20 protein-coding genes are annotated in these 26,220 nt (G+C 73.4%); 2 read left to right on the top strand and 18 right to left on the bottom strand.

The features are described from left to right. Window positions 1-4: 4 nt before the first annotated feature. The 6 genes from trmD to proS form a co-directional block, all read right to left on the bottom strand. A complete protein-coding gene (trmD, locus tag ACIRD3_RS35065) occupies window positions 5-823 on the bottom strand; it encodes a tRNA (guanosine(37)-N1)-methyltransferase TrmD (RefSeq protein WP_402224760.1) in 819 nt (272 codons plus the stop codon). Between the two features lie 92 nt (window positions 824-915). Then, window positions 916-1,506, bottom strand: a complete 591-nt coding sequence (gene rimM, locus ACIRD3_RS35060) for a ribosome maturation factor RimM (RefSeq protein WP_402224711.1) — start codon at window positions 1,504-1,506, stop codon at window positions 916-918. Between the two features lie 198 nt (window positions 1,507-1,704). Further along, entirely contained in the window at window positions 1,705-1,944 is a 240-nt protein-coding gene (locus tag ACIRD3_RS35055; protein ID WP_402224709.1) for an RNA-binding protein, read from the bottom strand. Between the two features lie 2 nt (window positions 1,945-1,946). Beyond that, window positions 1,947-2,375 (bottom strand): 30S ribosomal protein S16, encoded by a 429-nt coding sequence (rpsP, locus tag ACIRD3_RS35050; RefSeq protein WP_097236094.1) that lies wholly within the window; start codon window positions 2,373-2,375, stop codon window positions 1,947-1,949. Between the two features lie 356 nt (window positions 2,376-2,731). Continuing rightward, window positions 2,732-3,310 carry a hypothetical protein gene (locus ACIRD3_RS35045; RefSeq protein WP_402224707.1) on the bottom strand — a complete coding sequence of 193 codons (579 nt, stop codon included), beginning with the start codon at window positions 3,308-3,310 and terminating at the stop codon, window positions 2,732-2,734. Between the two features lie 460 nt (window positions 3,311-3,770). After that, window positions 3,771-5,183 (bottom strand): proline--tRNA ligase, encoded by a 1,413-nt coding sequence (gene proS, locus ACIRD3_RS35040; RefSeq protein WP_402224705.1) that lies wholly within the window; start codon window positions 5,181-5,183, stop codon window positions 3,771-3,773. Between the two features lie 309 nt (window positions 5,184-5,492). Between proS and ACIRD3_RS35035 the strand changes: the two genes are divergently transcribed. After that, window positions 5,493-6,317 carry a class I SAM-dependent methyltransferase gene (locus ACIRD3_RS35035; RefSeq protein WP_402224702.1) on the top strand — a complete coding sequence of 275 codons (825 nt, stop codon included), beginning with the start codon at window positions 5,493-5,495 and terminating at the stop codon, window positions 6,315-6,317. A gap of 52 nt (window positions 6,318-6,369) precedes the next feature. Here the strand turns inward: ACIRD3_RS35035 and ftsH are convergent, their stop codons facing one another. The 7 genes from ftsH to ACIRD3_RS35000 form a co-directional block, all read right to left on the bottom strand. Then, window positions 6,370-8,388: an ATP-dependent zinc metalloprotease FtsH gene (gene ftsH, locus ACIRD3_RS35030; protein ID WP_402224699.1), complete on the bottom strand. Its 2,019-nt coding sequence runs from the start codon at window positions 8,386-8,388 to the stop codon at window positions 6,370-6,372. Between the two features lie 94 nt (window positions 8,389-8,482). Further along, a complete protein-coding gene (locus tag ACIRD3_RS35025) occupies window positions 8,483-9,007 on the bottom strand; it encodes a GNAT family N-acetyltransferase (protein WP_402224696.1) in 525 nt (174 codons plus the stop codon). A gap of 172 nt (window positions 9,008-9,179) precedes the next feature. Further along, a complete protein-coding gene (ffh, locus tag ACIRD3_RS35020) occupies window positions 9,180-10,745 on the bottom strand; it encodes a signal recognition particle protein (protein ID WP_402224758.1) in 1,566 nt (521 codons plus the stop codon). Between the two features lie 124 nt (window positions 10,746-10,869). Then, a complete protein-coding gene (locus tag ACIRD3_RS35015) occupies window positions 10,870-13,326 on the bottom strand; it encodes a [protein-PII] uridylyltransferase (RefSeq protein WP_402224694.1) in 2,457 nt (818 codons plus the stop codon). Between the two features lie 140 nt (window positions 13,327-13,466). Then, the gene (locus ACIRD3_RS35010; protein WP_350524594.1) at window positions 13,467-13,805 is read right to left on the bottom strand and encodes a P-II family nitrogen regulator; all 339 of its coding nucleotides are present in this window, start codon (window positions 13,803-13,805) and stop codon (window positions 13,467-13,469) included. After that, the gene (locus tag ACIRD3_RS35005) at window positions 13,805-15,226 is read right to left on the bottom strand and encodes an ammonium transporter (protein WP_402224693.1); all 1,422 of its coding nucleotides are present in this window, start codon (window positions 15,224-15,226) and stop codon (window positions 13,805-13,807) included. Before ACIRD3_RS35005 ends, ACIRD3_RS35010 begins: the two co-directional genes overlap by 1 nt. A 288-nt stretch (window positions 15,227-15,514) precedes the next feature. Next, window positions 15,515-16,969 carry a hypothetical protein gene (locus ACIRD3_RS35000; RefSeq protein WP_402224691.1) on the bottom strand — a complete coding sequence of 485 codons (1,455 nt, stop codon included), beginning with the start codon at window positions 16,967-16,969 and terminating at the stop codon, window positions 15,515-15,517. Window positions 16,970-17,585: 616 nt separating this feature from the next. Between ACIRD3_RS35000 and ACIRD3_RS34995 the strand changes: the two genes are divergently transcribed. Then, the gene (locus tag ACIRD3_RS34995; protein ID WP_402224688.1) at window positions 17,586-18,278 is read left to right on the top strand and encodes a bifunctional DNA primase/polymerase; all 693 of its coding nucleotides are present in this window, start codon (window positions 17,586-17,588) and stop codon (window positions 18,276-18,278) included. A gap of 232 nt (window positions 18,279-18,510) precedes the next feature. Here the strand turns inward: ACIRD3_RS34995 and ftsY are convergent, their stop codons facing one another. The 5 genes from ftsY to ACIRD3_RS34970 form a co-directional block, all read right to left on the bottom strand. Beyond that, window positions 18,511-19,728, bottom strand: a complete 1,218-nt coding sequence (gene ftsY, locus ACIRD3_RS34990) for a signal recognition particle-docking protein FtsY (RefSeq protein WP_402224686.1) — start codon at window positions 19,726-19,728, stop codon at window positions 18,511-18,513. Between the two features lie 47 nt (window positions 19,729-19,775). Continuing rightward, window positions 19,776-23,411, bottom strand: coding sequence for a chromosome segregation protein SMC (gene smc, locus ACIRD3_RS34985; RefSeq protein ID WP_402224684.1), 3,636 nt, complete (start codon window positions 23,409-23,411; stop codon window positions 19,776-19,778). Between the two features lie 160 nt (window positions 23,412-23,571). Continuing rightward, window positions 23,572-23,775, bottom strand: a complete 204-nt coding sequence (locus ACIRD3_RS34980; protein ID WP_045702518.1) for a hypothetical protein — start codon at window positions 23,773-23,775, stop codon at window positions 23,572-23,574. Between the two features lie 414 nt (window positions 23,776-24,189). Further along, a complete protein-coding gene (locus ACIRD3_RS34975; protein WP_402224681.1) occupies window positions 24,190-24,489 on the bottom strand; it encodes an acylphosphatase in 300 nt (99 codons plus the stop codon). Window positions 24,490-24,605: 116 nt separating this feature from the next. Next, the gene (locus ACIRD3_RS34970) at window positions 24,606-25,958 is read right to left on the bottom strand and encodes a hypothetical protein (protein WP_402224678.1); all 1,353 of its coding nucleotides are present in this window, start codon (window positions 25,956-25,958) and stop codon (window positions 24,606-24,608) included. Window positions 25,959-26,220: the final 262 nt, after the last annotated feature.

Here is a 26,220-nt window from a genome sequence, read left to right as displayed (position 1 = left end):
CGGCCTATTCTTCCACATCACCGGCCACGGACCGAAATCGGCCGAGCCGCTCGTCCCAGGCGAGGCCGAGGAAACCGAGCGCCTCCCGGTCCTTCTTGTCGAAGGCGCCGTACTGCCAGCGCTCGACCAGGTCGGGCCGGTTCACCAGAGTGCGGGCGAAGGCCTGCTCCCGCCGCCAGCGGGCGATCCGGCCGTGGTTGCCGCTGAGCAGCACGTCCGGCACGGTGCGGCCGCGCCACTCGGCGGGCTTGGTGTAGACCGGGCCCTCCAGCAGGTCGGCCATCGCGCCCGGCGCGAAGGAGTCGTCGCGGTGGGACTCGGCGTTGCCCAGCACCCCGGGGAGCAGCCGGGCGATCGCCTCGACCATCACCAGCACCGCGACCTCGCCGCCGGCCAGCACGTAGTCGCCGATCGAGGCCTCGACCACCGGCATCCGGGTGGCCGCCTCCTCGATCACCCGGCGGTCGATGCCCTCGTACCGCGCGGGGGTGAAGGCCAGCCAGGGCCGGCCGGCCAGCTCCTGGGCGAGCTCCTGGGTGAACGGGCGCCCGCTCGGGGTCGGCACGACCAGGGTGGGCAGCTCGCCCTCGGGCCCGCCGGCGACCACCGCGTCCAGCGCCTCGCCCCACGGCTCGGGCTTCATCACCATGCCGGGACCGCCGCCGTACGGGCTGTCGTCCACCGTGCGGTGCACGTCGTGGGTCCACTCCCGCAGGTCGTGGACGTGCACGTCCAGCTGCCCGCGCGCGCGGGCCTTGCCGACCAGCGAGATGTTCAGCGGCTCCAGGTACTCGGGGAAGATCGTGACGACGTCGATCCGCATCCCGCTCTGCACCGCGCCGCTCTGCACCGCCTCGGTGGGTACCGCGCCGCCCGGCACCGCACCGCCCGGCACACCGCCGCTCTCCTCGACGGTCACTCCGACTCCTCCGAACCCTCGGAGCCCTCAGAGCCCTCAGAACCCTCGGCCGAGGACGTTCCGGCGACCTCGGCCTGCTCCGGGTCGATCAGCCCGGCCGGCGGGGTGATCACCGCACGCTGGTTCTCCAGGTCGATGGTCGGCACGATCTGGCTGACGAAGGGCACCAGCACCTCCGTCCCGTCGGGCTTCTTCACCGTGAGCAGGTCCTGGTACGGCAGGTGGACGACCTCGGTGAGCTCGCCGACCAGGGTGCCGTCGAGCAGTACCACGTCCAGGCCGATCAACTGGTGGTCGTAGTACTCCTCCGGGTCGTCCGGGCGCTCCTCCGGGTCGACCTCGGAGATGAGCAGAGTGCCCCGGAGCGCCTCGGCCGCGTTGCGGTCCTTGACGCCGGCGAAGCGCAGCAGCAGTCGGCCGCTGTGCACCCGGCCGGACTCGACGGTCAGCGGCCCGGCCGACGCGGGGTCGGTGAGCACGACCGCACCCGGCCCGAGCCGGAGCTCCGGCTCGTCGGTGCGGACCTCGACACTGACGTCCCCCCTGATGCCGTGGGCACGGCCGATCCTGCCGACGACGAGCTGCACGGTGATCGTTCTCCTGGAGTTCCTGAGCCTGAGCCGAAACGGGAAGCCCGACGGACTGCGAAGGGCCGGTTGCGATGGTTGGTGCCCGGTACGCGCCGGATGGCGCGAGCGGGCGGGACGCGCGGAAACGAGAAGGGCCGACCGGGACGCATGGCGTCCCGGTCGGCCCGAGCCCTGACGGCTGAACGAGCAGCTGCGTCAGCGAACGTTGTCCACGTCGACCAGGTCGACCCGGACGTTGCGACCGCCGAGGGCGCCGACCACGGTGCGCAGAGCGCGCGCCGTGCGGCCGCCCCGGCCGATCACCTTGCCGAGGTCATCGGGGTGCACCCGCACCTCGATGGTGTTGCCCCGACGCAGGTTGCGCGAGCGCACCTGCACCTCGTCGGGGTGCTCGACGATGCCCTTCACCAAGTGGTCGAGGGCGTCCTCGATCACGATCAGGCCTCGGCGGCGGCGTCGGCCTCAGCCTCGGCCTTGTCCGACTTCTTGGCCTTCGGGGTGATGGCGACGCCGGTGGTGGCGTCCTCGAAGCCGGCGACGGCCTTGGCGAACAGGTGCGAGAAGTCCTCGACCTTCGGCTCCGCGACCTTCAGCGGGGCCGGAGCCGGCAGGCCCTTGAACTTCTGCCAGTCGCCGGTCAGCTTCAGGATGGCGAGCACCGGCTCGGTCGGCTGGGCGCCGACGGACAGCCAGTACTGGGCGCGGTCGCTGTCGACCTCGATCTTCGAGGGGTTGTAGGTCGGCTGGTAGATGCCGATCTCCTCGATCGCGCGACCGTCACGCTTGGTGCGCGAGTCGGCGACGACGATGCGGTAGTGCGGGGAGCGAATCTTGCCGAGACGCTTGAGCTTGATCTTGACTGCCACGGGAGTGGATTCTCCTGGTGTTGACGTGGGTGAGCGGGTCGCCATCGCGTGGGGTTGCGGGGCGGACCGTTCAAGGGACACGCCAGCCGTAGGAGAGAGGGGTCCTGCTCGGCTGCCGAGTACTCAGCTGTCCATTCTGCCATACCGGCGCGAACCGCCTGCACCCGGGCCGGGCGGCGATCAGGGCTCGACCGGGAGCCCCCGCTCCCGGTCCAGCCCACGGACCCGCCGCCGTACCGCTCTTCGGTTGTACGGCTCTTCGGCCACCCTGTTCGGGGTCGCCCGTTCACGCCTGCCGCACCGCTCGCTCCGGCCTGGCCGCTGCCCGCACAGCCGGCCGCCGGACCGCCGACCGCTTACGCGATCTTGAACGGCTGCTGGCACGCGCCGCAGACGATGGACGCCTGCGCGAGCACCGACGGCACGACCCGGACGTTGCGCCCGCAGCCGCAGACCGCCTTGACCCGGACGCCGCCCCCGGAGGAGCCGTGCCGGGCGGCCGGGCCGCGGAAGGCGCGGGTCACGCCGTCACCGGCCACCGCTTCCTGGTGCGCGCCGAGGGCGCGGTCCAGGCGCTCGATGGTGCCGGCGTAGCGCTCCTGGGTCTCCTTGAGCATGGTCACCTGGGAGAAGCCGCTGCTCGCGTGCGGTTCGACCGGGTGCGCCAGACCGAGCTCGGAGGCGAGCATCAGGAAGCGTCGGTTGTGGTAGCGGCCGGCCCGCGAGGTGTCCCGGATGTCCCGGGCCGCGGCCAGACCATGGGCAGCCTCGTGGAGGAGCCGCTCGAAACCGAGCCGCGTCCCACAGGCCGAGGAGGACTCGCCGATCAAGGCCTCGGGCGAGGCCAGGTCGGGGAGGTCCTGGTGGTAGGCCTGGATGTCACTCCAGGCGGCGGCCAGTTCGGCCGCGAGAACGAGGGGCTGTGTCGTGCTCACGCTAGACCAACGATGGAGTGCGAGCCGATGTTCCGCATGTTCCCGTCCTCCGGGAATTCACAGGGAACTCCCAGGAATGCAAGGCCGCGCGCGAATTGCACGCTCCGGATCTGACGCAAGACCAACCCCCTGCCGGTTTCGGCCCGTCGCAGAGTCGGCGGGCCTGGTGAATTCCGTCCCGGGGGGCGGGCTGTCGCCCCCAGGACGTACGGCCCGTGGTCCCGCCGATTGACAGGGCCACGGGCCGTACACCGTACCGCTATTCCGTTAATACCGGGAGTTGACCGGCCAGTAGGGATGTCCACTGACCGCACTCCCCCGGAAGAGTTACCGGATTCTTACCCATCCGCATTCCGGGCAAATGTCGCCGCCGACGGTCATTACCAGCAGGTAACGGACATCGCGCGGACATCGTCCGGATGCGGAACGGACAGCGAACGGATGTCGGTGCGCGCGGATGTCAGTACGCGCGGGCGACGATCGCGATATTGCCGTCCTGGTCGTCCGAGGCCGGCACCGAGCCGTCGGCCGCGACGATGCAGCGCACCGTGACGCCCTGCTCGGCCAGCTTGGCCTCGCCCTCAGGGCCGAGCTCGGCCCAGGAGATCCGGCCCCAGCCGGTGGCGGCGGCCTCGACGGCCTCGTCGATGGTCTTGACGTCGACCGTGCGGGACTCGCGGCGCTCGCGGGACTGGCGCAGCAGCAGCGCCTGGTCCTCCTCCAGCACGCCGGGGACCAGCGAGGCCAGGGCGTCGATGGAGACCGGCTCCTTGCCGCCCGGGATGCGGCGGGCCAGCATCGCGGTGCCGTTCTCCAGGTCGCGCGGGCCGACCTCGATGCGCAGCGGGACGCCCTTGAGCTCCCAGTCGACGGCGCGGCGGCCGAACGGGGTGTCGGTGCGGTCGTCGACCACGACCCGGATGCCGGCGGCCTCCAGCTGGGCGCCGATCTCGCGGACCTTGGCGATGACCGCGTCGTCGCCCTTGATCGCCAGCACGACGGCCTGGACCGCGGCCAGGCGCGGGGGAACCCGCAGGCCGTTGTCGTCGCCGTGGGACATGATCAGGCCGCCGACCATGCGGGTCGAGACGCCCCAGGAGGTCTGCCAGACGTGCTCGCGCTCGGCGCCCTGCAGCTGGTAGGTGGTGTTGAACGCCTTGGCGAAGTTCTGACCCAGCTCGTGGCTGGTGCCCATCTGCAGCGCCTTGCCGTCACCCATCATGCCTTCGAGGGTGAGGGTGTTGATGGCGCCGGCGAAGCGCTCCTTGGCGGTCTTGCGGCCGAGCACGACGTCGATGCCGAGCACGTTGGTCATGAAGTCGCCGTAGACCTGGGTGTGGATCATCGACGCGTACGCACGGGCGTCCTCGTACGTGGCGTGGGCGGTGTGGCCCTCCTGCCAGAGGAACTCGGTGGTGCGCAGGAAGACGCGCGGGCGGAGCTCCCAACGGACCACGTTGGCCCACTGGTTGATCAGCAGGGGCAGGTCGCGGTGGCTCTGCACCCACTTCGAGAAGTACTCGTTGATGATCGTCTCGGAGGTGGGCCGGACGACGACCGGCTCCTCCAGCTGCTTGCCGCCGCCGTGGGTGACCACCGCGAGCTCGGGCGCGAAGCCCTCGACGTGCTCGGCTTCCTTGGTCAGGTAGGACTGCGGGATGAACATCGGGAAGTAGGCGTTCTGCGCGCCGGCCTTCTTGATCCGGGCGTCCATCTCCTGCTGCATCCGCTCCCACAGGCCGTAGCCGTACGGTCGGATGACCATGGTGCCGCGCACCGGACCGTTGTCGGCCAGCTCGGCCTTGTTGATGAGGTCCTGGTACCAGCGCGGGAAGTCTTCCGCCTGAGGGGTGAGAACGGGTGCCTTAGCCATGGGGCGAATGGTACGGGGAGCGACCCCCTGACTTCGAATCGGTATCACACCCGCGGACGGTGCCACCCCCGGCCCGCAGAACGGTGACGGGCACCGGGACGGCAGCAGGGCCGCACCGGGGCCGGACCGGGACGGCAGCGGGGCCGCACGGGCCGCGGAAGGGGGACGGAGCGGGGGGCGCACCACCGCGACACGCGCGCACCACCCTGCACCCCTCTGGACGCCGGGCCCGACCCGCTGTTCGCTGGAGTGGGGCGGGACTTTGGGGGAGCCGTAGCAGCACACCGAAGGACCGGATGGGAGGCCGCGATGGCTTCAGCTCGGACGACCGGCACGACCGTACGACCGACCGGCGCACGCGCGCACCACCAACGGCCCGGGGCCACCGGGCCCGCGCGGGCGCGCGACTGGGCGGAGATCCAGGAACGCATGCTGGTGCCGCTCTACGAGGCGGTCCACGACCGGCTGGAGGTCGGGCCGGCGAGCAGCGTGCTGGGCCTGGGCTGCCGGTCCGGACTGGCCCTGCTGCTCGCCGCCGGGCGGGGCGCCCAGGTCTCCGGGCAGGAGCCGCGGGACGAGCTGCGCGAGCTGGCGCACGGACGCCGACTACGGGTGTGCGCCGGGGCCCGGCCGACCGCCGGAGTCCCCCGCTCGGCCCATTCGCTGGTCACCGTTTTCGAGCAGCTGCCCGGCGCAGCCGACCCGGGCTCGGTCGTGGCCGAGGCCGCCCGGCTCACCCTCCCCGGCGGGCACGTGGTGCTCGCCGCCTGGGGCCCGCCGGAGCGCTGCGAGAGCGCCCCGGTGCTGGACGTTGCCCGGCGGATGGCGGGCCGCACCACCGCCCGCGACCCGTTCGCACTGAGCGCGCCCGGAGCGCTGGAGGACCTGCTCGCCCCGGCCGGCCTGCGCCCGGCCGGCAGCGGCCGGGTGAGCTGCCCGTTCGCCTACGCGGACCTCGACAGCGCGGTGCGCGGCCTGCTCTCCACCGGCCTGTTCGAGGCCGCCGAGGAGTTCTCCGGGGCTTCGCTGGTGGCCAAGGAGCTGGAGGAGGCGCTGCAGCCGTACCTGCGCGCGGACGGCTCGGTCCGGATGGAGAACGTGTTCCGTTACCTGATCGCCGAGCGGCCGCGCTAGCGACGCGAACCGGGGGCGCCCGCCACCACGGCGAGCGCCCCCGGCCCCGGTCTCACGCCTGGTCGAGCGACTTCCCGCCCGAACCGCCGGAGCCGTCCGAGCCGCCCGAACCGCCGGAGCCATCCGAGCCATCCGCACCGCCCGAACCGCCCGAGCCCTCGGAAGCCCCCTCCCGCGGCACCCCCGCCGCCCGGTACGCCTGCTCCTCGTCCAGCGTCTCCGCCTCCAGCAGCGCCGCCGCCAGCGCGTCCAGCCGGTGCCGCTGCTCGGTCAGCAGCCGCACCGCGTCGTCGTAGCACTCGGAGACGATCCGCCGGGCCTCCTCGTCCACCGCGTCCAGCGTGGTCGGCGCGGCGGAGAGCCCGTACGCGCCCTGCGGGTCGGAGGGCACGGCGGTGAGCCGGCCGACCCGCTCGCTCATCCCCCAGCGCCCGGCCATGCCGCGGGCGATGTTGGTGACCTGCTCCAGGTCGCTCTCCGCACCGGTGGTGATCACCCCGTAGACCACCTGCTCGGCCGCCATGCCGCCGAGCGCACCGATGATCCGGCCGCGCAGGTAGGGCTCGGTGTACGAGTAGCGGTCGTTCTCCGGGGTGGAGAGGGTGACGCCGAGCGCCCGTCCGCGCGGCACGATGGTGATCTTGCGGACCGGGTCCGCGCCGGGCTGGAGCATGCCCAGCAGGGCGTGCCCGCTCTCGTGGTAGGCCGTCCGCTCGCGCTCCTCCTGCGGCATCACCAGCGGCCGCACGGCGCCCAGTTGGACCTTCTCCAGGGCGTCCGAGAGGTCCCGCTCGTTGACCGCGTCCCGGTCGCGCTTGACGGCCAGCAGGGCCGCCTCGTTGACCAGGTTGGCGAGTTCGGCGCCGGTCATCCCGGGGGTGACCTTGGCCAGCTGGCGGAGGTCGGCGTCGCCCGCCAGCGGGACGGTGCGGGTGTGGATGCGCAGGATCGCGGCGCGACCGTCCCGGTCGGGCGGGCTGACGGTGATCCGACGGTCGAAGCGGCCGGGGCGCAGCAGCGCGGGGTCGAGCACGTCCGCCCGGTTGGTCGCGGCGATCACGATGACGCCCTCGGAGCCGGTGAAGCCGTCCATCTCGGTGAGGATCTGGTTGAGCGTCTGCTCGCGCTCGTCGTGCCCGCCCATGCCGCCGCCCGCGCCGCGCTGGCGTCCGATGGTGTCGATCTCGTCGATGAAGATGATCGCCGGGGCGACCTTGCGGGCTTCGGCGAAGAGCTCGCGGACCCGGCTGGCGCCGACGCCCACGATCATCTCGATGAACTCGGACGCCGAGGCGGAGAAGAACGGCACGTCCGCCTCCCCGGCCACGGCCCGGGCCAGCAGGGTCTTGCCCGTCCCCGGCGGGCCGCTCAGCAGCACGCCGCGCGGCATCTTGGCGCCGAGCCTGCGGTACCGGTCGGGGTTCTTCAAGTAGTCGACCACCTCGGTGAGTTCGGCCTCGACCTCGTCGATGCCGGCCACGTCGGCGAAGGTGGTGCGCTTGCCCTGCTCGGCGGTGACCGGCTTGGGCGGCGTCTTGCGCCCCAGCGGTCCGGCGCCCAGACCCCCGGCCATCCGGCGGGCGAGCAGCACCCAGACGAAGATCAGCAGCAGCATCGGGGCGAGCGAGAGCAGCAGGTTGGTGAGGAAGCTGCGCTGCTGGACCGGCGAGGTGGCGGTGACCTCGACGCCCTGCTGCTGCAGCGTGCCCCACAGGTTGTCGCCCGCGAAGGAGGGGCGCTGGGTGTCGAACTCGGTGTAGTCGCCCTTGCCGCCGTCCGGCTTGGGCTGCGCGCTCTTGAGGGTGCCCTCGATCGCGTCGCCCTTGGAGTAGATCTTGGTGATGTTGCCCTTGTTCAGCTGGTTGTTGAACTCGGTGTACGAGATCGTGGTGGCGCCCTCGTTCCCGAAGAAGGACAGCAGCACGTCGGAGATCAGGAACACCACGAGGGCGGTGAGGACGAGGCCGGTCCAGCCGCCGGGCATCCGCCGGCGGGGCGGCGGCGGGGGCGGAGCGCCCTCGGAGCGCCAGGGCTGGTCGGGGGTCTGACGCGGCGGCACGGGTTCGGTCACCCATCGGACGATACGGACAGGTGCTCGGGCGGGCCAACCGCAACGCCGCGCCCGGACGGCCCGGGCGGCCGCGCCGATGCCCTCCCACCAGCGGCTATGCCGAGGCGCCCGGCCACTCCTCGGCGGTCAGCGCGAAGCGCTCGTGGTCGCGCCAGTCGCCCTGCAGGAACAGCATCCGCGGCGAGAAGCCCTCGTGCCGGAAGCCCAGCCGCTTGGCCATCGCGACCGACCGCTCGTTGTCCGGCTGCACGTTGATCTCCAGCCGGTGCAGCCCCAGGCCGCCGGCCGACTGCGGGGCGAAGCAGCGGTCCACGACCAGCCGCATGCCCTCGGTCATCCGTCCGGTGCCGGCGAACGGCAGGTACGAGTCGTAGCCCAGTGCCGCGTTGCAGAACCGGCCCATCACGATGTTGGCGACGTTCACCTTGCCGACCAGCCCGCCGGTCCTCCCGTCGAGGATCAGGAAGGTGCACAGCCCCGCCCCCTGGCGCTCCAGCAGCTCGGGCAGCCCGTCCGGCTCGACCGGGTTCCACCGCCCGATGTGCTCGGCGGACCGCCGGACGGCCTCGGCGTACGCAACCGCGTCCTCGGGCCTCGGGGCCCTGATCATCACTCGCATGCCCCCATCATCGGACACGCGATCGGCCCGCCGCCCGGAAACACCGGACGACGGGCCGATCGGAATCGATCAAGGCCGACCCCATGAGGTTCTCGATCGATCAAGCGTGAACGATCGAGAACCACGGCGGGCCCGAGCGCGGCGGGCCCAAGGACCGCGGCGGGTCCAAGGACTACAGCATGTCCTTGAACTCCTTGGGCAGCTCGAAGTCGGCCGGGCCCTTGCCCGCGCCGAGGCCGAACGCCCCGCCGTCCGCCGGGGCCTGGCCGGCGCCCGGGCCGAGCGCGCGGCGCTGGGCGGCCGCGGCCTCCTCCTGGGCCCGCTTCAGCGGGTTGCCGCTCTTGCGCTTGCCCTTGGCCTGCGGGGCCTTCTTGCCGGACTTCTTGGCGCCGCCGCCCATGCCCGGGATCCCCGGCATGCCGGGCACGCCCTTGCCGGAGGCCATCGCGGACATCATCTTGCGGGCCTCGAAGAACCGCTCGACCAGGTTCTTCACCTCGCCGACCTGGACGCCCGAACCCTTGGCGATGCGGGCCCGGCGGGAGCCGTTGATCAGCTCCGGCTCGGCGCGCTCGGCCGGGGTCATCGACTTGATGATCGCGCCGACCCGGTTGACGTCCTTGTCGTCGATGTTGTTGATCTGGTCCCGGATCTGGCCCATGCCGGGCAGCATGCCGAGCAGCTTGGAGATCGAGCCCATCTTCTGGACCTGCTCCAGCTGCGACAGGAAGTCGTCCAGCGTGAACTGCTTCGGGCCGCCGCGCAGCTTGGCGGCGATCTTCTCCGCCTCGGCCTGCGAGAAGGTCTGCTCGGCCTTCTCGATCAGCGAGAGGACGTCACCCATGCCGAGGATGCGCGAGGCCATCCGGTCCGGGTGGAAGGCGTCGAAGTCGTCGACCTTCTCGCCGTTGGAGGCGAACATGATCTGGCGGCCGGTGACGTGCGCGACCGACAGGGCGGCACCGCCGCGGGCGTCGCCGTCGAGCTTGGAGAGCACGACACCGGTGAAGTCCACGCCGTCGAGGAAGGCCTGCGCGGTGGTCACCGCGTCCTGGCCGATCATCGCGTCGACGACGAACAGGACCTCGTCCGGGTTCACCGCGGCGCGGATGTCGGCGGCCTGCTGCATCAGCTCGGCGTCGATGCCCAGGCGGCCGGCGGTGTCGACGACGACGACGTCGTACTGCTTCTGCTTGGCGTACTCGATCGAGTCCTTCGCCACCTGCACCGGGTCGCCGACGCCGTTGCCCGGCTGCGGGCCGTAGAAGGCCACGCCGGCGCGCTCGGCGACGACCTGGAGCTGGTTGACCGCGTTGGGGCGCTGGAGGTCGCAGGCGACCAGCAGCGGGGTGTGCTTCTGCTGCTTCAGCCAGTGGCCGAGCTTGCCCGCGAGGGTGGTCTTACCGGCACCCTGCAGACCGGCGAGCATGATGACCGTCGGGCCGTTCTTGGCGAACCGCACCCGTCGGGTCTCGCCACCGAGGATCGCGATGAGCTCCTCGTTGACGATCTTGATGATCTGCTGCGCCGGGTTCAGCGCGCCGGAGACCTCGGCACCGAGCGCCCGGTCCTTGACCCGCTTGATGAAGGCCCGGACGACCGGCAGCGCGACGTCCGCCTCCAGCAGCGCGATGCGGATCTCGCGGGCGGTGGCGTCGATGTCCGCCTCGCTCAGGCGGCCCTTGCCCCGGAGGTTCTTGAACGTCGCTGCGAGGCGATCGGAAAGGGTGTCGAACACGTCGTCGCGGGTCCTCTGCGGCATCGGTATCGGTACGGTCGTCGTCCCCCAGGGTATCCGGCCGCCCCGGGTACGGTCTCCACCCCTGTTCCCGGAGACCTCGGCCGCTGCTCGGGGGCGCCCCTCAGCCCAGTGCCGCCCGGACCGCCGCCGCCACCTCCCCGGCCCGTCCGGCGGCCAGCGGACGGCCCGCCTCGTCGGTCAGGTAGAAGGAGTCGACGGCCTCCGCGCCCAGCGTGGAGACGTGCGCGGTGCGCACCCGTACGCCCGCGCCGTCCAGCGCCCGGCCGATCCGGTGCAGCAGCCCGGGGGCGTCGTGCGCCCGGACCTCCAGCACGGTCGCGGTCGCCGAGGCCACCGCCGGAGCCACCGCCACCACGGGCGGCGGGGTGGGGATGCCCCGGCGGCGCGGGGCGGCGGCGTCCCGCTCGGCGAGTCGGCGCGCGACGTCCAGCGAGCCGTCCAGCGCCCGGCGCAGGTCGGCCCGCAGCCGGGCCGCCTCGGGCAGCTCGCCGAACTCGGCGGCCACCCGCCAGGAGAGCAGCAGCACCGGCCCGGCACCGATCGGGTCCAGCTCGCGCAGCCCGGCCGAGCGGACGGTCAGCCGGTGCAGCGCGAGCACCCCGGCGGCGGTGCCGAGCAGCCCGGGACGGTCCGGGACGGCCAGCGTCAGCTCGACGCCCATCGGCTCGGTGCCCGGGTCGGCGCCCTCGGCCTGCGCCCGCAGCGACAGCGCGGGCTCGCCGGTCCGGGCGGCCTCGACCGCGAGCCGCTCCTGCTCCGCGGTCGGCGCCGCCTCCACCGGCGCCGTGCCCGCCCCGGCCAGCCGGTCGGCCGCCCGGGCCACCAGTCCGGCCACCAGCGACGCCCGCCAGGCGCTCCACGCGGCCGGACCGGTGGCCAGCGCGTCCGCCTCGGTGAGCGCGTGCAGCAGCTCCAGCTCCGGCAGGGTGGTGACCGCCTTGGTGATCGCCTCGACGGTGGCCGGGTCGTCCGGGTCGCGCCGGGTCGCGGTGTCGACCAGGGTCAGGTGGTGGCGGACCAGCACCGCCAGGGTCTCGGTGTCCTCGGGGCCGAAGCCCATCCGGGGCGCGAGGTCGCGGACGATCACCTCGCCGGCCTCGCTGTGGTCCCCGGGCCAGCCCTTGCCGATGTCGTGCAGCAGCGCGGCCACCAGCAGCAGGTCCGGCCGGGCCACCCGGCGGGTCATCGCGGCGGCCCGCACGGCGGTCTCCACCAGGTGCCGGTCCACCGTCCAGCGGTGCACGGCGTTGCGCTGCGGACGGCAGCGCACCCGCTCCCAGTCCGGCAGCAGCCGGGTGACCAGCCCCTCCGCCTCCAGCGCCTCCCACACCGGGACGGCCGCCTCCCCCGCACCCAGCAGGGTGACCAGCTGCTCGCGCGCCTCGTCCGGCCAGGGCACCGGCAGCGGACGGCACTCGGCGGCCAGCCGCCGCACCGTCGCGTAGGAGACGGTCAGCCCGTTCTGCGCGGCGGCGGCCGCGGCGCGCAGCGGCAGCACCGGATCGGTCGCCGGGCGGGCGCCCTGCGCCAGTACCGCCTCGCCGTCCTGCTCGACCACGCCCTCGGCCAGCGGACGGCGCTCGACGTCGCCCCGGGCCACCGCGCCCGCGCCGCGCCCGGCCCCGGTGAACGGGGCGGTGAAGGGCCCGGTGAACGGGAACGCGCGCCGCACCGCCCGTCGGCCCCGGCCGGCCTTGGCGGCGAGCACCCGGTCCACCGCGCGCCAGGTGACGTCGCTCGCGTACGCGATGGTGCGGGCCGCCTCGTACACCTGGCGCAGCAGGCTGTCGGCGTCCAGCACGCCAAGCCGCTCGGCGACCTGGTCCTGGTCCTGCAGGCTGAGCCGCTCGGTGGCCCGGCCGGTGACCAGGTGCAGCGCCTCGCGGACGTCGGCGAGCCGCAGCGCGGCGGCGTCCAGGCCGTCCCGGGGCGCGTCGGCCAGCCAGGTGGCGGCGACGGCGTTGAGCGCGACCACGTCGCGCAGGCCGCCGCGGGCCTCCTTGAGATCCGGCTCCAGCAGGAAGGACAGCTCGCCGTGCCGCTCGGCCCGCTCGCGGCCCAGCTCGCGCAGCTCGGGCAGGCGCGCGGGGGCGCTCGCGCGCCAGTCGGTGAACACCGCGGAGCGCAGCTCGGCGGTGAGCGTCGGGTCCCCGGCGAGGTGGCGGGCGTCCAGCAGGCCGAGCTGGGCCTTGAGGTCGGCGGCGGCGACCGCCCGGGCCTCGGCGACGGTGCGCACCGAGTGGTCGAGTTTGGCACCCGCGTCCCAGACCGGGTACCAGATCTTCTCGGGCAGCTCACGGTCGATCGGGCCCTCGTGCAGCAGCAGGACGTCCAGGTCGCTGCGCGGGGACAGCTCGCCGCGTCCGTAGCCGCCGACGGCGACCAGGGCGACGCCGGCGGGGGCGCCTGCGGCCGCGAGCAGGCCGGCCAGCCAGTCGTCGGTGAGCCGCGCGAGCGCCTCGCGGCGGGGGCGGCCGACCGGGCCGGGGTCGGCGAGCAGCGCGGCCCGGGCGGCGGCGGGGTCGGCGGGGTCGGAAGGCCTGGTCTCGGTGGTCATGCGCTGGGTCCCGTCCGTCGTGCGGCCGGGCCGTCCCGCGGTGCGCCGGGGTTGCGGTGCGCCGCGGTTCGGCCGAGCGGGGGTACGCCGTCGGCGGGCCCGCGGTCCCCTGGGGGTCACGGGCCCGCCGGCGGTGGGGGCTACAGGGCGTCCGGGCCGCGCTCTCCGGTGCGGACCCGTACGGCGGTGTCGACCGGGATGCTCCAGACCTTGCCGTCGCCGATCTTCCCGGTCCGGGCGGCCTTCACCAGGACGTCGATCAGGTCGTCGGCGTCCTCGTCCTCGACCAGGACCTCGATCCGGACCTTCGGCACCAGGTCCACGGTGTACTCGGCGCCCCGGTACACCTCGGTGTGGCCGCGCTGGCGGCCGTAGCCGCTGGCCTCGGTGACGGTCAGGCCGTGGACCCCGAAGGCCTGCAGGGCGGCCTTCACCTCGTCCAGGCGGTACGGCTTGATCACGGCGGTGATGAGCTTCATCAGGCGTCGACCTCGGTCTTCTCGGCGGCCTTTCCGGCGGCCTGCTCGGTGGGCTTCCCGGCGGACTGGTCCGCGGGCTTCGCGGCGGACGGACCGGCGGACGAGCCGACGGACGGACCGGCCGACGGGGCGGCCGCGGCCAGACCCGGCAGGGCCCGGGCCAGGCCCGCCCCGACAGCGCTGAAATCGTAAGCGGACTCCGCGTGTTCGGCCTGGTCGATGCCGGCCACCTCGACCTCCTCGGCGACCCGGAAGCCGACCAGCTTGTCGACCGCCTTGGCCAGCAGCCAGGAGAGGACGAAGGAGTACGCCGCGACCACGGCCACGCCCATCGCCTGCTTGCCGAGCTGCCCCAGCCCGCCGCCGTAGAACAGGCCCTTGGCGGTCTGGCCGACCCCGCCGGTGGCGAACAGGCCGATCAGCAGCGAGCCGATCGCCCCGCCCACCGCGTGCACGCCGACCACGTCGAGCGAGTCGTCGAAGCCCCAGCGGTACTTCAGCGAGACGGCGGTGGCGCAGACCGCGCCCGCGATCAGGCCGATCGCCACCGCGCCGAGCGGGCTGACCGAACCGCAGGCCGGGGTGATCGCGACCAGGCCGGCCACCGCGCCGGAGGCGGCGCCCAGCGTGGTGAAGGCGCCGTGCTTGAGCTTCTCGTAGACCAGCCAGCCGACCAGCGCCGCACCGGTGGCGACCTGGGTGTTGACCATGGCCATCGCGGCGACGCCGTTGGCGGCCAGCGCCGAGCCGGCGTTGAAGCCGAACCAGCCGAACCACAGCAGCCCGGAGCCGAGCATCACCAGCGGCAGGCTGTGCGGGCGCATCGGGTCCTTCTTGAAGCCGACCCGCTTGCCCAGCACCAGGCAGAGCGCGAGGCCCGCGACACCCGCGTTGATGTGCACGGCCGTGCCGCCGGCGAAGTCGATCACGCCGTTCCGGTCGCCCAGCCAGCCGCCGTTGCCGCCGTCGAAGAAGAAGACCCAGTGCGCGACCGGGAAGTAGACGATCGTCACCCAGAGCGCGATGAACAGGCCCCAGGCGGCGAACTTGGCCCGGTCCGCGATGGCGCCGCTGATCAGCGCCGGGGTGATGATCGCGAACATCAGCTGGAAGATCGCGAAGGCGGTGACCGGAATGGTCCCGGTCAGCTCGTTCAGGCCGATGCCGCGCATCCCGAGGAAGTCCAGGTTGCCGATCAGACCGGCGAAGGCGTCGGGCCCGAAGCTGAGTGAGTACCCGTAGAGGACCCAGAGCACGGTGACGATGCCCAGCGAGAGAAAACTCATCGCCAGCATGTTCAGTGTGCTCTTGGCCCTGACCATGCCCCCGTAGAAGAAGGCCAGGCCCGGGGTCATCAGCATGACCAGGGCCGCACTGATGAGCACGAAGGCGGTGTCGCCCGCGCTGAAGCCGTCCGGCATCGGCGTCTCCTCTGCGTCCTAGGCCGATCGGCCCCCGGGTACCTGTCCCGTGCCCCCGGGGTGTCGGCGATGAAGAGGAGCGTGCCGAAGGCTGGTTTCGGCCAGTGCGGCCCGTTGTTTCACGGCCGTGACGCGTGCGACGCGCGGGTTACGGCTGCGTGAACCGCCGCCCCGCGCCCGCCCGGACGGGTTACCGTTCCGCCGCGCGGTCCGGCTCCGCACACATGGGAGCCACCGACCGTGACGGCGGCGGCCGCCACGGTCGGTGGAGTCGGGGAGGAGCGGCGCTCAGACCACCGAGACGTACTCCGGGATGTCCTGAACCACGCGCTCCTTCAGCCGGCTCACCGCGTCCACGCCCTTGAACCGGGCCGCCGCGGCCTCCGTGGTCTTGCGCACCCGGGAGTTCAGCCGCTCCGAGCGCACCTTGGTCGCGATGTCCACCGCCTGCTCGGCCATCACCACCGCCTGCTCGGCCTCCTTCTGCAGCAGGTGCACGCTGGCCATGCCGATCAGGTTGAAGGCGTACGAGCGCACGTGGTCGCCGTCCTGGCGGAACAGGTCGACGGCGCGCTCCATCACCGGCGCCGACAGCGAGGCGTACAGCTGGGCGTTGTCGGAGTGGTACGCGAGGTCGCGGAAGGAGTGCGCGTTCTCGGCGTTCAGCTCGGCCGGCGAGAAGAACTTCAGCCAGTCCGGCTCGTCGTCCCCCTCGCGGATGTCGGTGAAGGTGTCCTCCGCCAGCCGGATCGCCCGGGCGCAGCGGTTGATCTCCCCGATGGTGGCGTAGGCCCGCGCCTCCATCGCGTACAGCAGGGACTGCTGGCGCGGGGAGGCGGTGTCGCGGCTGCCGTACTGCGCCAGGTGGATCAGCTCCAGGGCGTCCTCGCCCCGGTTGAGGTGGATCATCTGGCGGCTCATGTCGGTGAGGATCAGCGCGCCGAACGGGCGGTCGCCGGCCTCCTTGGCCGCGTGCAGGGCCAGGACGTAGTACTTCTGCGCGCTCGGGTGCATCCCGACGTCGTACGACATCCACCCGGCCAGGTGGGCGAGTTCGGCGGTGAGCCGGAACAGCCGCCGGGTGGTGTCCTCGCTGTACGTCTCCTGGAGCAGGTCGGTGACCTCGTGCAGCTGGCCGACGACCGCCTTGCGGCGCAGCCCGCCGCCGTTCTGCGCGTCCCACTGGCGGAACATGACCGTGGTCTGCTCCAGCAGTTCCAGCTCGGGCTCGGAGAGCCGTCCGGTGAACGCCTCGCCGCCGTTGGCCGCGGTGAGGATCGGGGTGGGCACACCGGTCGGGCCGGGGGTCAGCCAGCGCTGCATGGGCTCGATCAGGGCGGCGCCGGCGGTCAGCGCCAGCGAGGTGCCGAGGAAGCCCCGGCGGTTGAGCATCAGGTCGCTGCGGGAGTAGTCACTGATCAGCTGGACGGTCTGCGGGCCGCTCCACGGCAGGTCGACGCCGCCGCCCACGGTGGAGACCGGGATCGCGGCGCGCAGGCCGAGGTCCTCGATCGAGACCACCGAGCCGAAGCGCTCCGAGAAGAGCTCCGACATGATCTTGGGGATCGGCTCGCGGGGCTGCTCGCCGTCGAGCCAGCGACGCACCCGGGAGGTGTCGGTGGACACGTGGTGGGCGCCGATCTGCCGGGCCCTCCGGTTGACCTGGCGGGCCAACTCGCCCTTGGACCAGCCACTACGGGCGAACCACGTGGTCAGCTTCTCGTTGGGTTGCTTCTCTGCCATGGGGAACGTCCCATCCCGCCCGGCCCCTCGCGGGGCCCCCGATCGTGACCGCCCGACGGTTGCGGGCTCTTGCCAGACGTGCCGTGCCTGAGGTCGTGCCGTACCGCGCCCTCGCACTGGTGTGCCATCGTCACGGACCAGCCGTCAGATCCCCAACTCCCTTTCTCCGACGGCCCGGAGCGGGATCACCGACGACATCCGCGTGCTGAACGTAATGCCCCGCGAGGTGCCCGCGGGAGCGACCCTGGCGAAACGCCACCTTTCGCCACCCCCAGGAGTGAACCGAAGACAGGGGGCACACGCTTCACTAGGTAGTCCCGACGGTCCGGCATATGCGGGCCGCCAAGTCCCCGGGCTCATCCCGGAAGACCCGGTAGAACCCGCAATCCACCTCAGCCACAAGCGAGTTCACCACCCACTCGGGGCGGCAACAGTCTCGCGCACACGACGATCCGGCATCCGCGCCGCCCCCACAAGGCGGCGCCCGAGGCGCACCACCGGAACAGGCGCACACCACGCGCTGCGCGCCGCCACCGCACTACGCACCACACACCTGACAATCGACACACAGTCACCGTCCCGTAACCATCGGCAACGAGAACCTGTTGGGGGAGGCATGGACAACCTGTTCGGCGAACTTCGACTGGGGCACCTGCGGCTGGCACCGCTGGGCGCGCGCCGCCGCACCAAGGTCACCGCGTCCCAGGCCGCCGCGGAGTACACCGGCCGCTGGGGCTGGGCGGTCGCCACCGGCGACCCGGCCACCGGCACCCCGGTCACCGGCGCCACCGCCCCGACCCGCTGTCCCTGCGGCGCCGCCCGCTGCGGCGCGCCCGGCCTGCACCCCGTGCCGGGCACCGAGGTCCGGGCCCGCGCCACCCGCGCCGAGGGCTCGGTGCTGTTCCCCACCGGCCGCGCCTTCGACGTCCTGGACGTCCCCGAGCAGGCCGGCCTGCAGGCACTGGTCCGGCTGGAGCGGATGGGCACGCAGGTCGGCCCGGTGCTCGCCGCCCCCACCGGCCGACTGCAGTTCCTGGTCGCCGCCGGCACCGCCCGCCGCCTGCCCGACCTGCTGTACCGGATGGGCTGGGACGACGCCGCGCTCGACCTCACCTGCCACGGCGAGGGCAGCTACGTCGCCGCCCCGCCCACCGTCCTCGACGGCCTCGGCCCGGTCCGCTGGCTGCGCCGCCCCACCCGCGACAACGCCGGCTGCCCGCCCGAGGCCCGGCTGCTGCTCGGCACCCTCGCCTACGCCTGCCACCGCGGCCGCGAGCGCACCGCCGAACCGGCCTGGATCGCCTCGTAACACCCGCCCGCTCGCCTCCGGGGCGCACCCGACCCGGTGCCGACGGTCGTCGCTCCCATGCCCCTCGTACCTCGGGGCCTCCTCGCTCCTCCCATCCGGCACCGGCGCGCCCCTTCGGCTCGGGGCGGGACAAGGCGGCAGCCGGACCCTTTCCGGGCACGCGAAAGGGCCCGCCCCGAGCGGAGCGGACCCTTCGACGGCGGACCGGCGGGAAGCCGCCGGGGGGGGAGCCTCAGTCCCCGATCAGCGCGTCCACGAACGCACCCGGCTCGAACGGCGCCAGGTCGTCCGCGCCCTCGCCCAGACCGATCAGCTTGACCGGCACGCCCAGCTCGCGCTGGACCGCGACCACGATGCCGCCCTTGGCGGTGCCGTCCAGCTTGGTCAGCACGATGCCGGTGATGTCGACCACCTCGGCGAAGACCCGGGCCTGGATCAGGCCGTTCTGGCCGGTGGTGGCGTCCAGCACCAGCAGCACCTCGTCCACCGGGCCGTGCTTCTCGACGACCCGCTTGACCTTGCCCAGCTCGTCCATCAGGCCGGTCTTGGTGTGCAGTCGGCCGGCGGTGTCGATCAGCACGGTGTCGACGCCCTCGGCGATGCCCTCCTTGACCGCGTCGAACGCGATCGAGGCCGGGTCCCCGCCCTCCGGGCCGCGCACGGTGCGCGCACCGACCCGCTCGCCCCAGGTCTGCAGCTGGTCCGCGGCGGCGGCGCGGAAGGTGTCGGCGGCGCCGAGCACCACCGTACGGCCGTCGGCGACCAGGACGCGGGCCAGCTTGCCGGTGGTGGTGGTCTTGCCGACGCCGTTGACGCCGACGACCAGGACCACGGCCGGGCCCTCCTCGTGCTTGGTGGAGCGCACGGTGCGGTCGGCGTCCTTGCCGATCAGCTCGATCAGCTCCTCGCGCAGCAGCGCGCGCAGCTCCTCGGGCGTCCGGGTGCCGAGCACCTTCACCCGGGTGCGCAGCCGCTCGACCAGCTCCTGGGTGGGGGCGACGCCCACGTCCGCGGTGAGCAGGGTGTCCTCGATCTCCTCCCAGGTGTCCTCGTCCAGGTGCTCGCGGGAGAGCAGCGAGAGCAGGCCCTTGCCGATCGAGTTCTGCGAGCGGGAGAGCCGGGAGCGCAACCGGACCAGCCGGCCGGCCGTGGGCTCGGGCACCTCGACGGCGGGAGCCGCCTCGGCCTCGGCCGGCTCGATCTCGACGGCCTCGGGTGCCTCGGGCTCGGCCGGGAGTTCCACCTCCTCGACGGTGCGGCGGGGCTCCTCGCGCGGCGGCGCGGCCTCGTCGCCGATCTGGGGTTCCGCCGGGGTGGGCTTCGGCGCCGTGATGACCGGCGCCTGCGACTTCGGGGGCAGCTGCTGGCGTCGTCTGCCGGAAACGACGAGGCCCGCGATCGCACCGACGGCGACCACGGCGATGACTACGGCAAGGATCACGTATTCCATATCCGCTCCAGTATCCGCGACCGGAGCCCGGATGGACCGCAGCCGCCCTAGACCGTTGCGGTACCGATGGCCGCCCGGCTCGTCCCGGCCGGCCCGGGGCGCTCCCGCCGGGTCTCCCGCAGCCGCTGGCTGATCACCTGCGAGATGCCGTCGCCCTTCATCGTCACGCCGTACAGCGCGTCGGCGGACTCCATGGTCAGCTTCTGGTGGGTGATCACGATCAGCTGGGAGCTCTCCCGCAGCTCCTCCATGATCCCGATCAGCCGGCGCAGGTTGGTCTCGTCCAGGGCCGCCTCCACCTCGTCCATCACGTAGAACGGGCTGGGCCGGGCCTTGAAGATCGCCACCAGCAGCGCCACCGCGGTCAGCGAGCGCTCGCCGCCGGACAGCAACGACAGCCGCTTGACCTTCTTGCCCGGCGGGCGGGCCTCCACCTCGACCCCGGTGGTGAGCATGTTGTCCGGATCGGTCAGCACCAGCCGGCCCTCCCCGCCCGGGAAGAGCCGGCCGAAGACGCCCTCGAACTGGGCGGCGGTGTCGTGGTACGCCGAGGTGAACAGCTGCTCGACCCGCTGGTCCACGTCCCGGACGATGTCCAGCAGGTCGCGCCGGCTGCGCTTGAGGTCGTCCAGCTGCTCGCCGAGGAACTTGTGCCGTTCCTCCAGTGCGGCGAACTCCTCCAGGGCCAGCGGGTTGACCTTGCCGAGCTGCTGGTACGCCCTCTCGGCGGCCTTCAGCCGCTTCTCCTGCTCGGCCCGGACGTACGGGTAGGGCTCCCCCGGCTCCTGGTCCTCCTCCGGCGTGGCGGGCGGGACGGGCTGGTCCGGTCCGTACCCGGCGAGCAGCTCGCCGCCGTCGATGCCGAACTCCTCCAGCGCACGGGACTCCAGCTGCTCGATCCGCAGCCGCTTCTCCGCCCGCAGCACCTCGTCCCGGTGCCCGGCGTCGACCAGCTTGTCCAGCTCCTCCTTGAGGCCGCGGCCGTGCTCGCGGTGCTCCCGCAGCTCCTCCTCCCGCTCGGCGCGCGCGAGCTCGACGGCCGCCCGCCGGGCGTCCGCGCGGGCCAGCGACACCTCCAGGCAGGCCAGCAGCTGTCGGGCGCCCGCCGCGACGGCGTTCGCCACCCCGGCGTCGCGCTCGGCCCGCCGACGGCGCTCGGCGGCCCGGGCCCGTGCCTCGCGCTCGGCTCGGGCGGCCCGGTCCAGCTGGTCCGCCCGCCCGGCCAGCGCGCGGACCCGCTCCTCGTGGGTGCGCACCGCGAGCCGGGCCTCCAGCTCGGCCTGCCGGGCGGTGCTCGCGGCCTCCGCCAGCCGCTGCTGCTCGGCCGGGTCGGGCTCGTCCTCCCCCGCGTCCGCCGACTCCTCGGCCGCGGCCAGGCGACGCGCGGACTCCTCGGCCGCGGCCAGCACGTCGGCGAGGCCCTGGTCCGCCCGCGCGGCGGCGGCGGAGAGCCGCTCGGCCTCCCCCGCGGCGGCGCGCGCCTGTCCGCCGAGGCGGCCGAGCGCGCCCGCGACCTCGGCCCGCTCCTTCTCCGCCTGCCGGCGCAGCTCGTCGAGCCGCTCCAGCTCGACGGCCGACTCCCTTCGCCGCTCGGTGAGTTCGGCCAGCCGCCCGGCCGACTCGGCGCAGCGGACGGCGAGTTCCTCGATCGCCCGGGCCGCCTCGTCCACCGCCGCCCGGGTCTCCAGCAGGCTCGGCGCCCCGCCGGAGCCGCCGTGCGCGAATCCGGTGCCGAGCCGGTCCCCGTCAGTGGTGACGGCGGACAGCGCGGGGCGCTCCGTGACCAGCCGCAGCGCCGCGTCCAGGTCCGCCACCACCGCGACCCCGTCCAGGAGTTGGCGTACGGCGGCGAGCAACTCGGCCGGGCCGTCGACCAGTTCGGCGACCCACCGGGCGCCTTCGGGCAACTCCCCCGTCACATCCGTCATATCCGTCACTTCGGCCGGACCGGGCCCTGCCGTCGCCTCCGCGATCAGCAGCGCGGCCCGCCCGGCGTCGTCCGCCCGCAGCAGCCGCAGCGCCCGGGCGGCGGCGGCCGGCGAGGCGACGGCCACCGCGTCGGCCGCGGCCCCGAGCGCCGCCGCCACCGGCACCTCGTACCCGGCCTCGATCCGCAGCAGCGCGGCCGCCGGGCCGAGCAGTCCGTCCAGCCGGTCCTCCGCCGCCAGCAGCGCGCCGGTGCCGTCCTTGCGGCGCAGCCCGAGCGAGAGCGCCTCGTGCCGCGCGATGAGCCCGGCCCGCTCGCGCTCGGCCGCGCCGACCGCCTCGCGGGCGTCGGCGAGTTCCCGTTCGACGGTGGCCAGTCGCTCGCGCGCCTCCCGGCGCCCGGCTTCGGCCCGCTCGTCGTCCCCTGCCCGGCCGTCGACCTGCTGCCGGAGCTCCTCCAGTTCGGCCTGCGCGGCCTCGGCCCGCAGCAGCGCCTCGTCCCTGGCCTCGGCGAGCCGGCCGGTCTCGGCCTGGGCGGCGGCGGCCTTGGAGCGGGCGGCGGCGGCCTGTCCCTGCAGTCTGGCCAGCCCCTCCCTGCGGTCGGCGATGGCCCGCGCGGCGTCGCGCAGCCGGCGCTCCTCGGCGGCCAGCTCGCGTTCCAGGTCGGTCTTGCGCTCGACCGCCTCGGCCAGCGCGTACTGCGCCTCCTCCAGCGCTTCGGCCAGCGCGGCCTCCTCCTCGCGGATCCGCTCGGCCTCGCGCTCCAGGTCCTCCGGGTCGCGTCCGCGCCGTTCCTCCACCCGCTCCCCGGCGGCGGCGTGCCGGGCACGGGCCTCGGCGAGTCCGATCGTGCCGCGGGTGCGTTCGGCGAGCGCGGAGAGCCGGTACCAGGTCTGCCGGGCGGCTTCCAGGCTCGGCCCGAGCTGCTGGACCTGCGCCTCCAGGACGCGTTCGCGCTGCACCGCGCGGGCCAGTTCCTGCTCGACGGTGGTCCGGCGCAACCGCAGCGCCAGCTCGTCGGCGACCTCGGCCTCGACGGCCCGGCGGAGCGTGCACAGGTCGTCGGCGAGCAGCCGCAGCCGGGCGTCGCGCAGCTCGGCCTGGATGCCTGCGGCCCGGCGGGCGATCCTGGCCTGCCGGCCGAGCGGGCCGAGCTGGCGGCGCAGCTCGGCCACCAGGTCCTGGAGCCGGTTGAGGTTGGCCTGCATCGCGTCCAGCTTCCGCAGCGCCTTCTCCTTGCGCTTGCGGTGCTTCAGGACGCCGGCCGCCTCCTCGATGAAGGCGCGCCGGCCCATCGGGTCGGCGTGCAGGACGGAGTCGAGCTGCCCCTGTCCGACGATGACGTGCATCTCGCGGCCGATGCCGGAGTCGTAGAGCAGCTCCTGGATGTCCAGCAGGCGGCAGGTCTCGCCGTTGAGGGCGTACTCGCTGCCGCCGTTGCGGAACATCGTCCGGGTGATGGTCACCTCGGCGTAGTCGATCGGCAGGGCGCCGTCGGCGTTGTCGATGGTGAGGCTGACCTCGGCGCGGCCGAGCGGGGCGCGCCCGCTGGTCCCGGCGAAGATGACGTCCTCCATCTTGCCGCCGCGCAGCGACTTGGCGCCCTGCTCGCCCATCACCCAGGACAGCGCGTCGACCACGTTCGACTTGCCGGAGCCGTTCGGGCCGACGACGCAGGTGATGCCGGGCTCGAAGCGCAGGGTGGTGCTGGAGGCGAAGGACTTGAACCCGCGCAGCGTCAGACTCTTCAGGTGCACGCGGCCGGTCTCCTCGTCGCTCGCCAGGGCCCCAGCGTGCGACTGTATCCGGAGTCCGACACGACGAAGGGACGCCACATCAGGGCGTCCCTTGCAAGCTGCGTCCCTTTCGGGGCGGCTCAGTGCACAGCGGCGTCGATCTGCGAGGACCGGGCGGGACTCAGGTGAGAGCCGGCTCCCGCTGATCCAGATCGATGCTGTTGAGCAGCGAGTGCTCGTCAGCGACAGCGGTGAGAGCGTCGTTCTCAGCCTGCATCCGAAGGAGCTCGGCTTCAAGGTCCTGGACGCGCTGCTGAAGCCGTCGCATCTCGGAGAGCATTCGCGGGTCGGGGCCGCCGACGTACCCGAGAAGCGCCTTTGCCATGATGAATGGTCCTCCACGCTGAGTGACCGAACCGGAACGGTACAGGTCTAGGGGGAAGGGGGACGCACGCGCGGCGCGCTCCCGGAAGTGCTGGCTGGGCACTACGGCACAACCACCGTGAGCTGGGCTCACGAGGGCATGCGCCTGCCGGGAAAACGCGTTCGTGTGCGCGGGCTTCCAGCGTCTCACCAAAGACGGAAAGGGTCAACACGATCACCGCACGCTACCGCGCCCCTGTCACCTGCCCGGCGGTGTGGTCACGCCTGGGGGTCCATCGGGACGGGTCCACCACGTGCTCGTGGATCATCGTTCGATGCGGAGTCAACCACGAGTCTGCCCGGATGGCAACCTCGTGACACCGACAGTTCCGGATCTTTTCCCGGTGGGCCCGGAACGGCGGCCGCGGGCCGGGGCTCAGCGGATCTCGAAACCCTCGTAACCAGGGCCGACGGCCGTCCAGATCTCGGTCACGCCACTGACGCTGCCCGGGGTTCCGGGGCCGCGCAGCAGGTGCAACAGCTGCTCGCAGTCCGGCGCGAGGCCCTCCGCGACCACCTGGACCCGGCCGTCGCCGAGGTTGCTCGCGTAGCCGGTCAAGCCGATCTCCAGCGCCCGTGCCCTGGTCCACCAGCGGAACCCCACCTGCTGGACCTTCCCCCGGACCCAGGCGGTGACCCGGACCGGTTCCTCACTGTGGGCGTCGCGACCGTGCATGCCCCGACCCTAGCCGCCCGCGCGCCCGGTCACCGCTCGGGCCCGTGCTCCCGGAACGCCGACGGCCCCGCCGGAGGAACCGGCGGGGCCGCGCGGGTCGGGCGCTCGGGTCGGGCCTACCAGTCCCCGCCGCCGCCGAAGTCACCACCGCCGCCGAAGTCACCGCCACTGGTGAAGTCGCCACCACTGAAGTCGCCCGCGTTGAAGTCGGCCCCGGTGTAGTCGCCGCCCTCGTACTGGTCCTGGTAGCCGTGGCCGCCGTCCGCCATCGGCGACGCGTAGGCCGGAGTGCTCATCATCGAGCCGAGCATGGTGCCGACCAGCAGGCCGGGCAGCAGGCCGCCGCCGAAGCTGCTGTAGTAGCCGCCCGCGTAGGGCGCGTACGCCGGGCCGGCGTTCCAGTACGGCTGCGGGCCGTGGTCGGTCTCCACCGTGCGGACGGCCGGGTCGAGGCCGGCCGCCACCCGGTCCGCGTCGGCCTGGCAGACCGGGACGCTCCGGGCGGAGCCGCCGGCCGGGGCCCAGTCGACGTCCTTGACGGACGGGCCGTGGCGCGGGTCCATGAAGCACGGGGGACGGCGCTCGGGCAGCGGGCGCTTGTCGCGCCGGGCCGCCAGGGTGGCCAGCGCGAACCGGCCGTCCTCGATCGCCTCGGTGACCTGCTTGACGTCGTCCGGCCGCTTGGCCTCCTCCATCAGGCGCTTGGACTTCTCGTACGAGTCCAGGGCGTGGGTGTAGTCGGTGCGCTGGGCGTCGTCGGCGTCGGCCGCGGCCGGGTTGAAGTCGAGCCGGTCCAGCTCCTCGCCGAAGGCGGTGATGTCCTCGTCCACCACGCGGCGCAGCTGCTCCAGCTCGGCCCGGGCCTGCTCCTCCTTGCGCTTCTTGGCGCGGCGGAACAGGAGGAAGACGCCGGCGCCGGCCAGCGCGATCAGCACGACCGGGACGACCACCCAGGCGATCGAGGTGCTGTGGTTGACGCCCTGGCCCTTGGTCTGCGGGGCGGCCTGGTCGACGAAGTCGTTCAGGGTGGCGTCGATGTCCCCGTTGTGGGCGCGCGCGACGGCACCGGAGATCCGCGGGGCGACGCCGGCGGCCATCGCGCCCTTGTCCGCCTTGGCGAGGAAGCCGTCGCCCCGCCAGACCGCGTACACGCCGTCGATGCCCACCAGGGCCCGCAGGTCCGGGATGACCGTCTCCTTGGCGTACGCCGGCGAGTCCGGGACCACCGCGATGAAGATCGGCTTGTCGGCCTTCTCGATCTTCTTGGTCAGGGCGTCGGCCTGGGCCTGACTGAAGCGGCTGGTCATCGCCGGATCGACGTACACCTGGCCCTTCTTCAGGGCCGCGGAGGCATCGCCCAGCCCGCCGTCGGCCGAGGCCGCCGGAGCCAGCAGGAGCAGCAGCCCGAGCAGCGCCGCCACCAGGGCAAGTGGCCCGGCGCCCCGGGAACGTCGTGCAAGGGTTCTCATGTCCCCGACGCTACCGCGAGCGGCGTCGGAGCACGCCATACCCTTCGCATACTGGTGGGGGCAGGGTTCCCCGCCGTCCGCCGGGGCCGCTGCCGTCCTCCGGGATGATGTTTCCCCCAGCCGACCCTGACCCGGGCGGGGCGCGGGAACCGCGGAAACGGCCCGGACGTACGTCCCGGCAGGCCCGGCCCGGTTCCTCGGCGCTCGGGGGGCGTGCCGACCGTACCGCGCCGGCGGGCATAGTGGTCCCGGACCGTCGGTC

Source organism: Kitasatospora sp. NPDC093550 (assembly GCF_044764985.1).
In the GTDB taxonomy this organism is placed as follows: Bacteria; Actinomycetota; Actinomycetes; order Streptomycetales; family Streptomycetaceae; genus Kitasatospora.
Note: the sequence above shows the minus strand (reverse complement) of the source record. Positions and strands in the feature narration are given on the sequence as shown.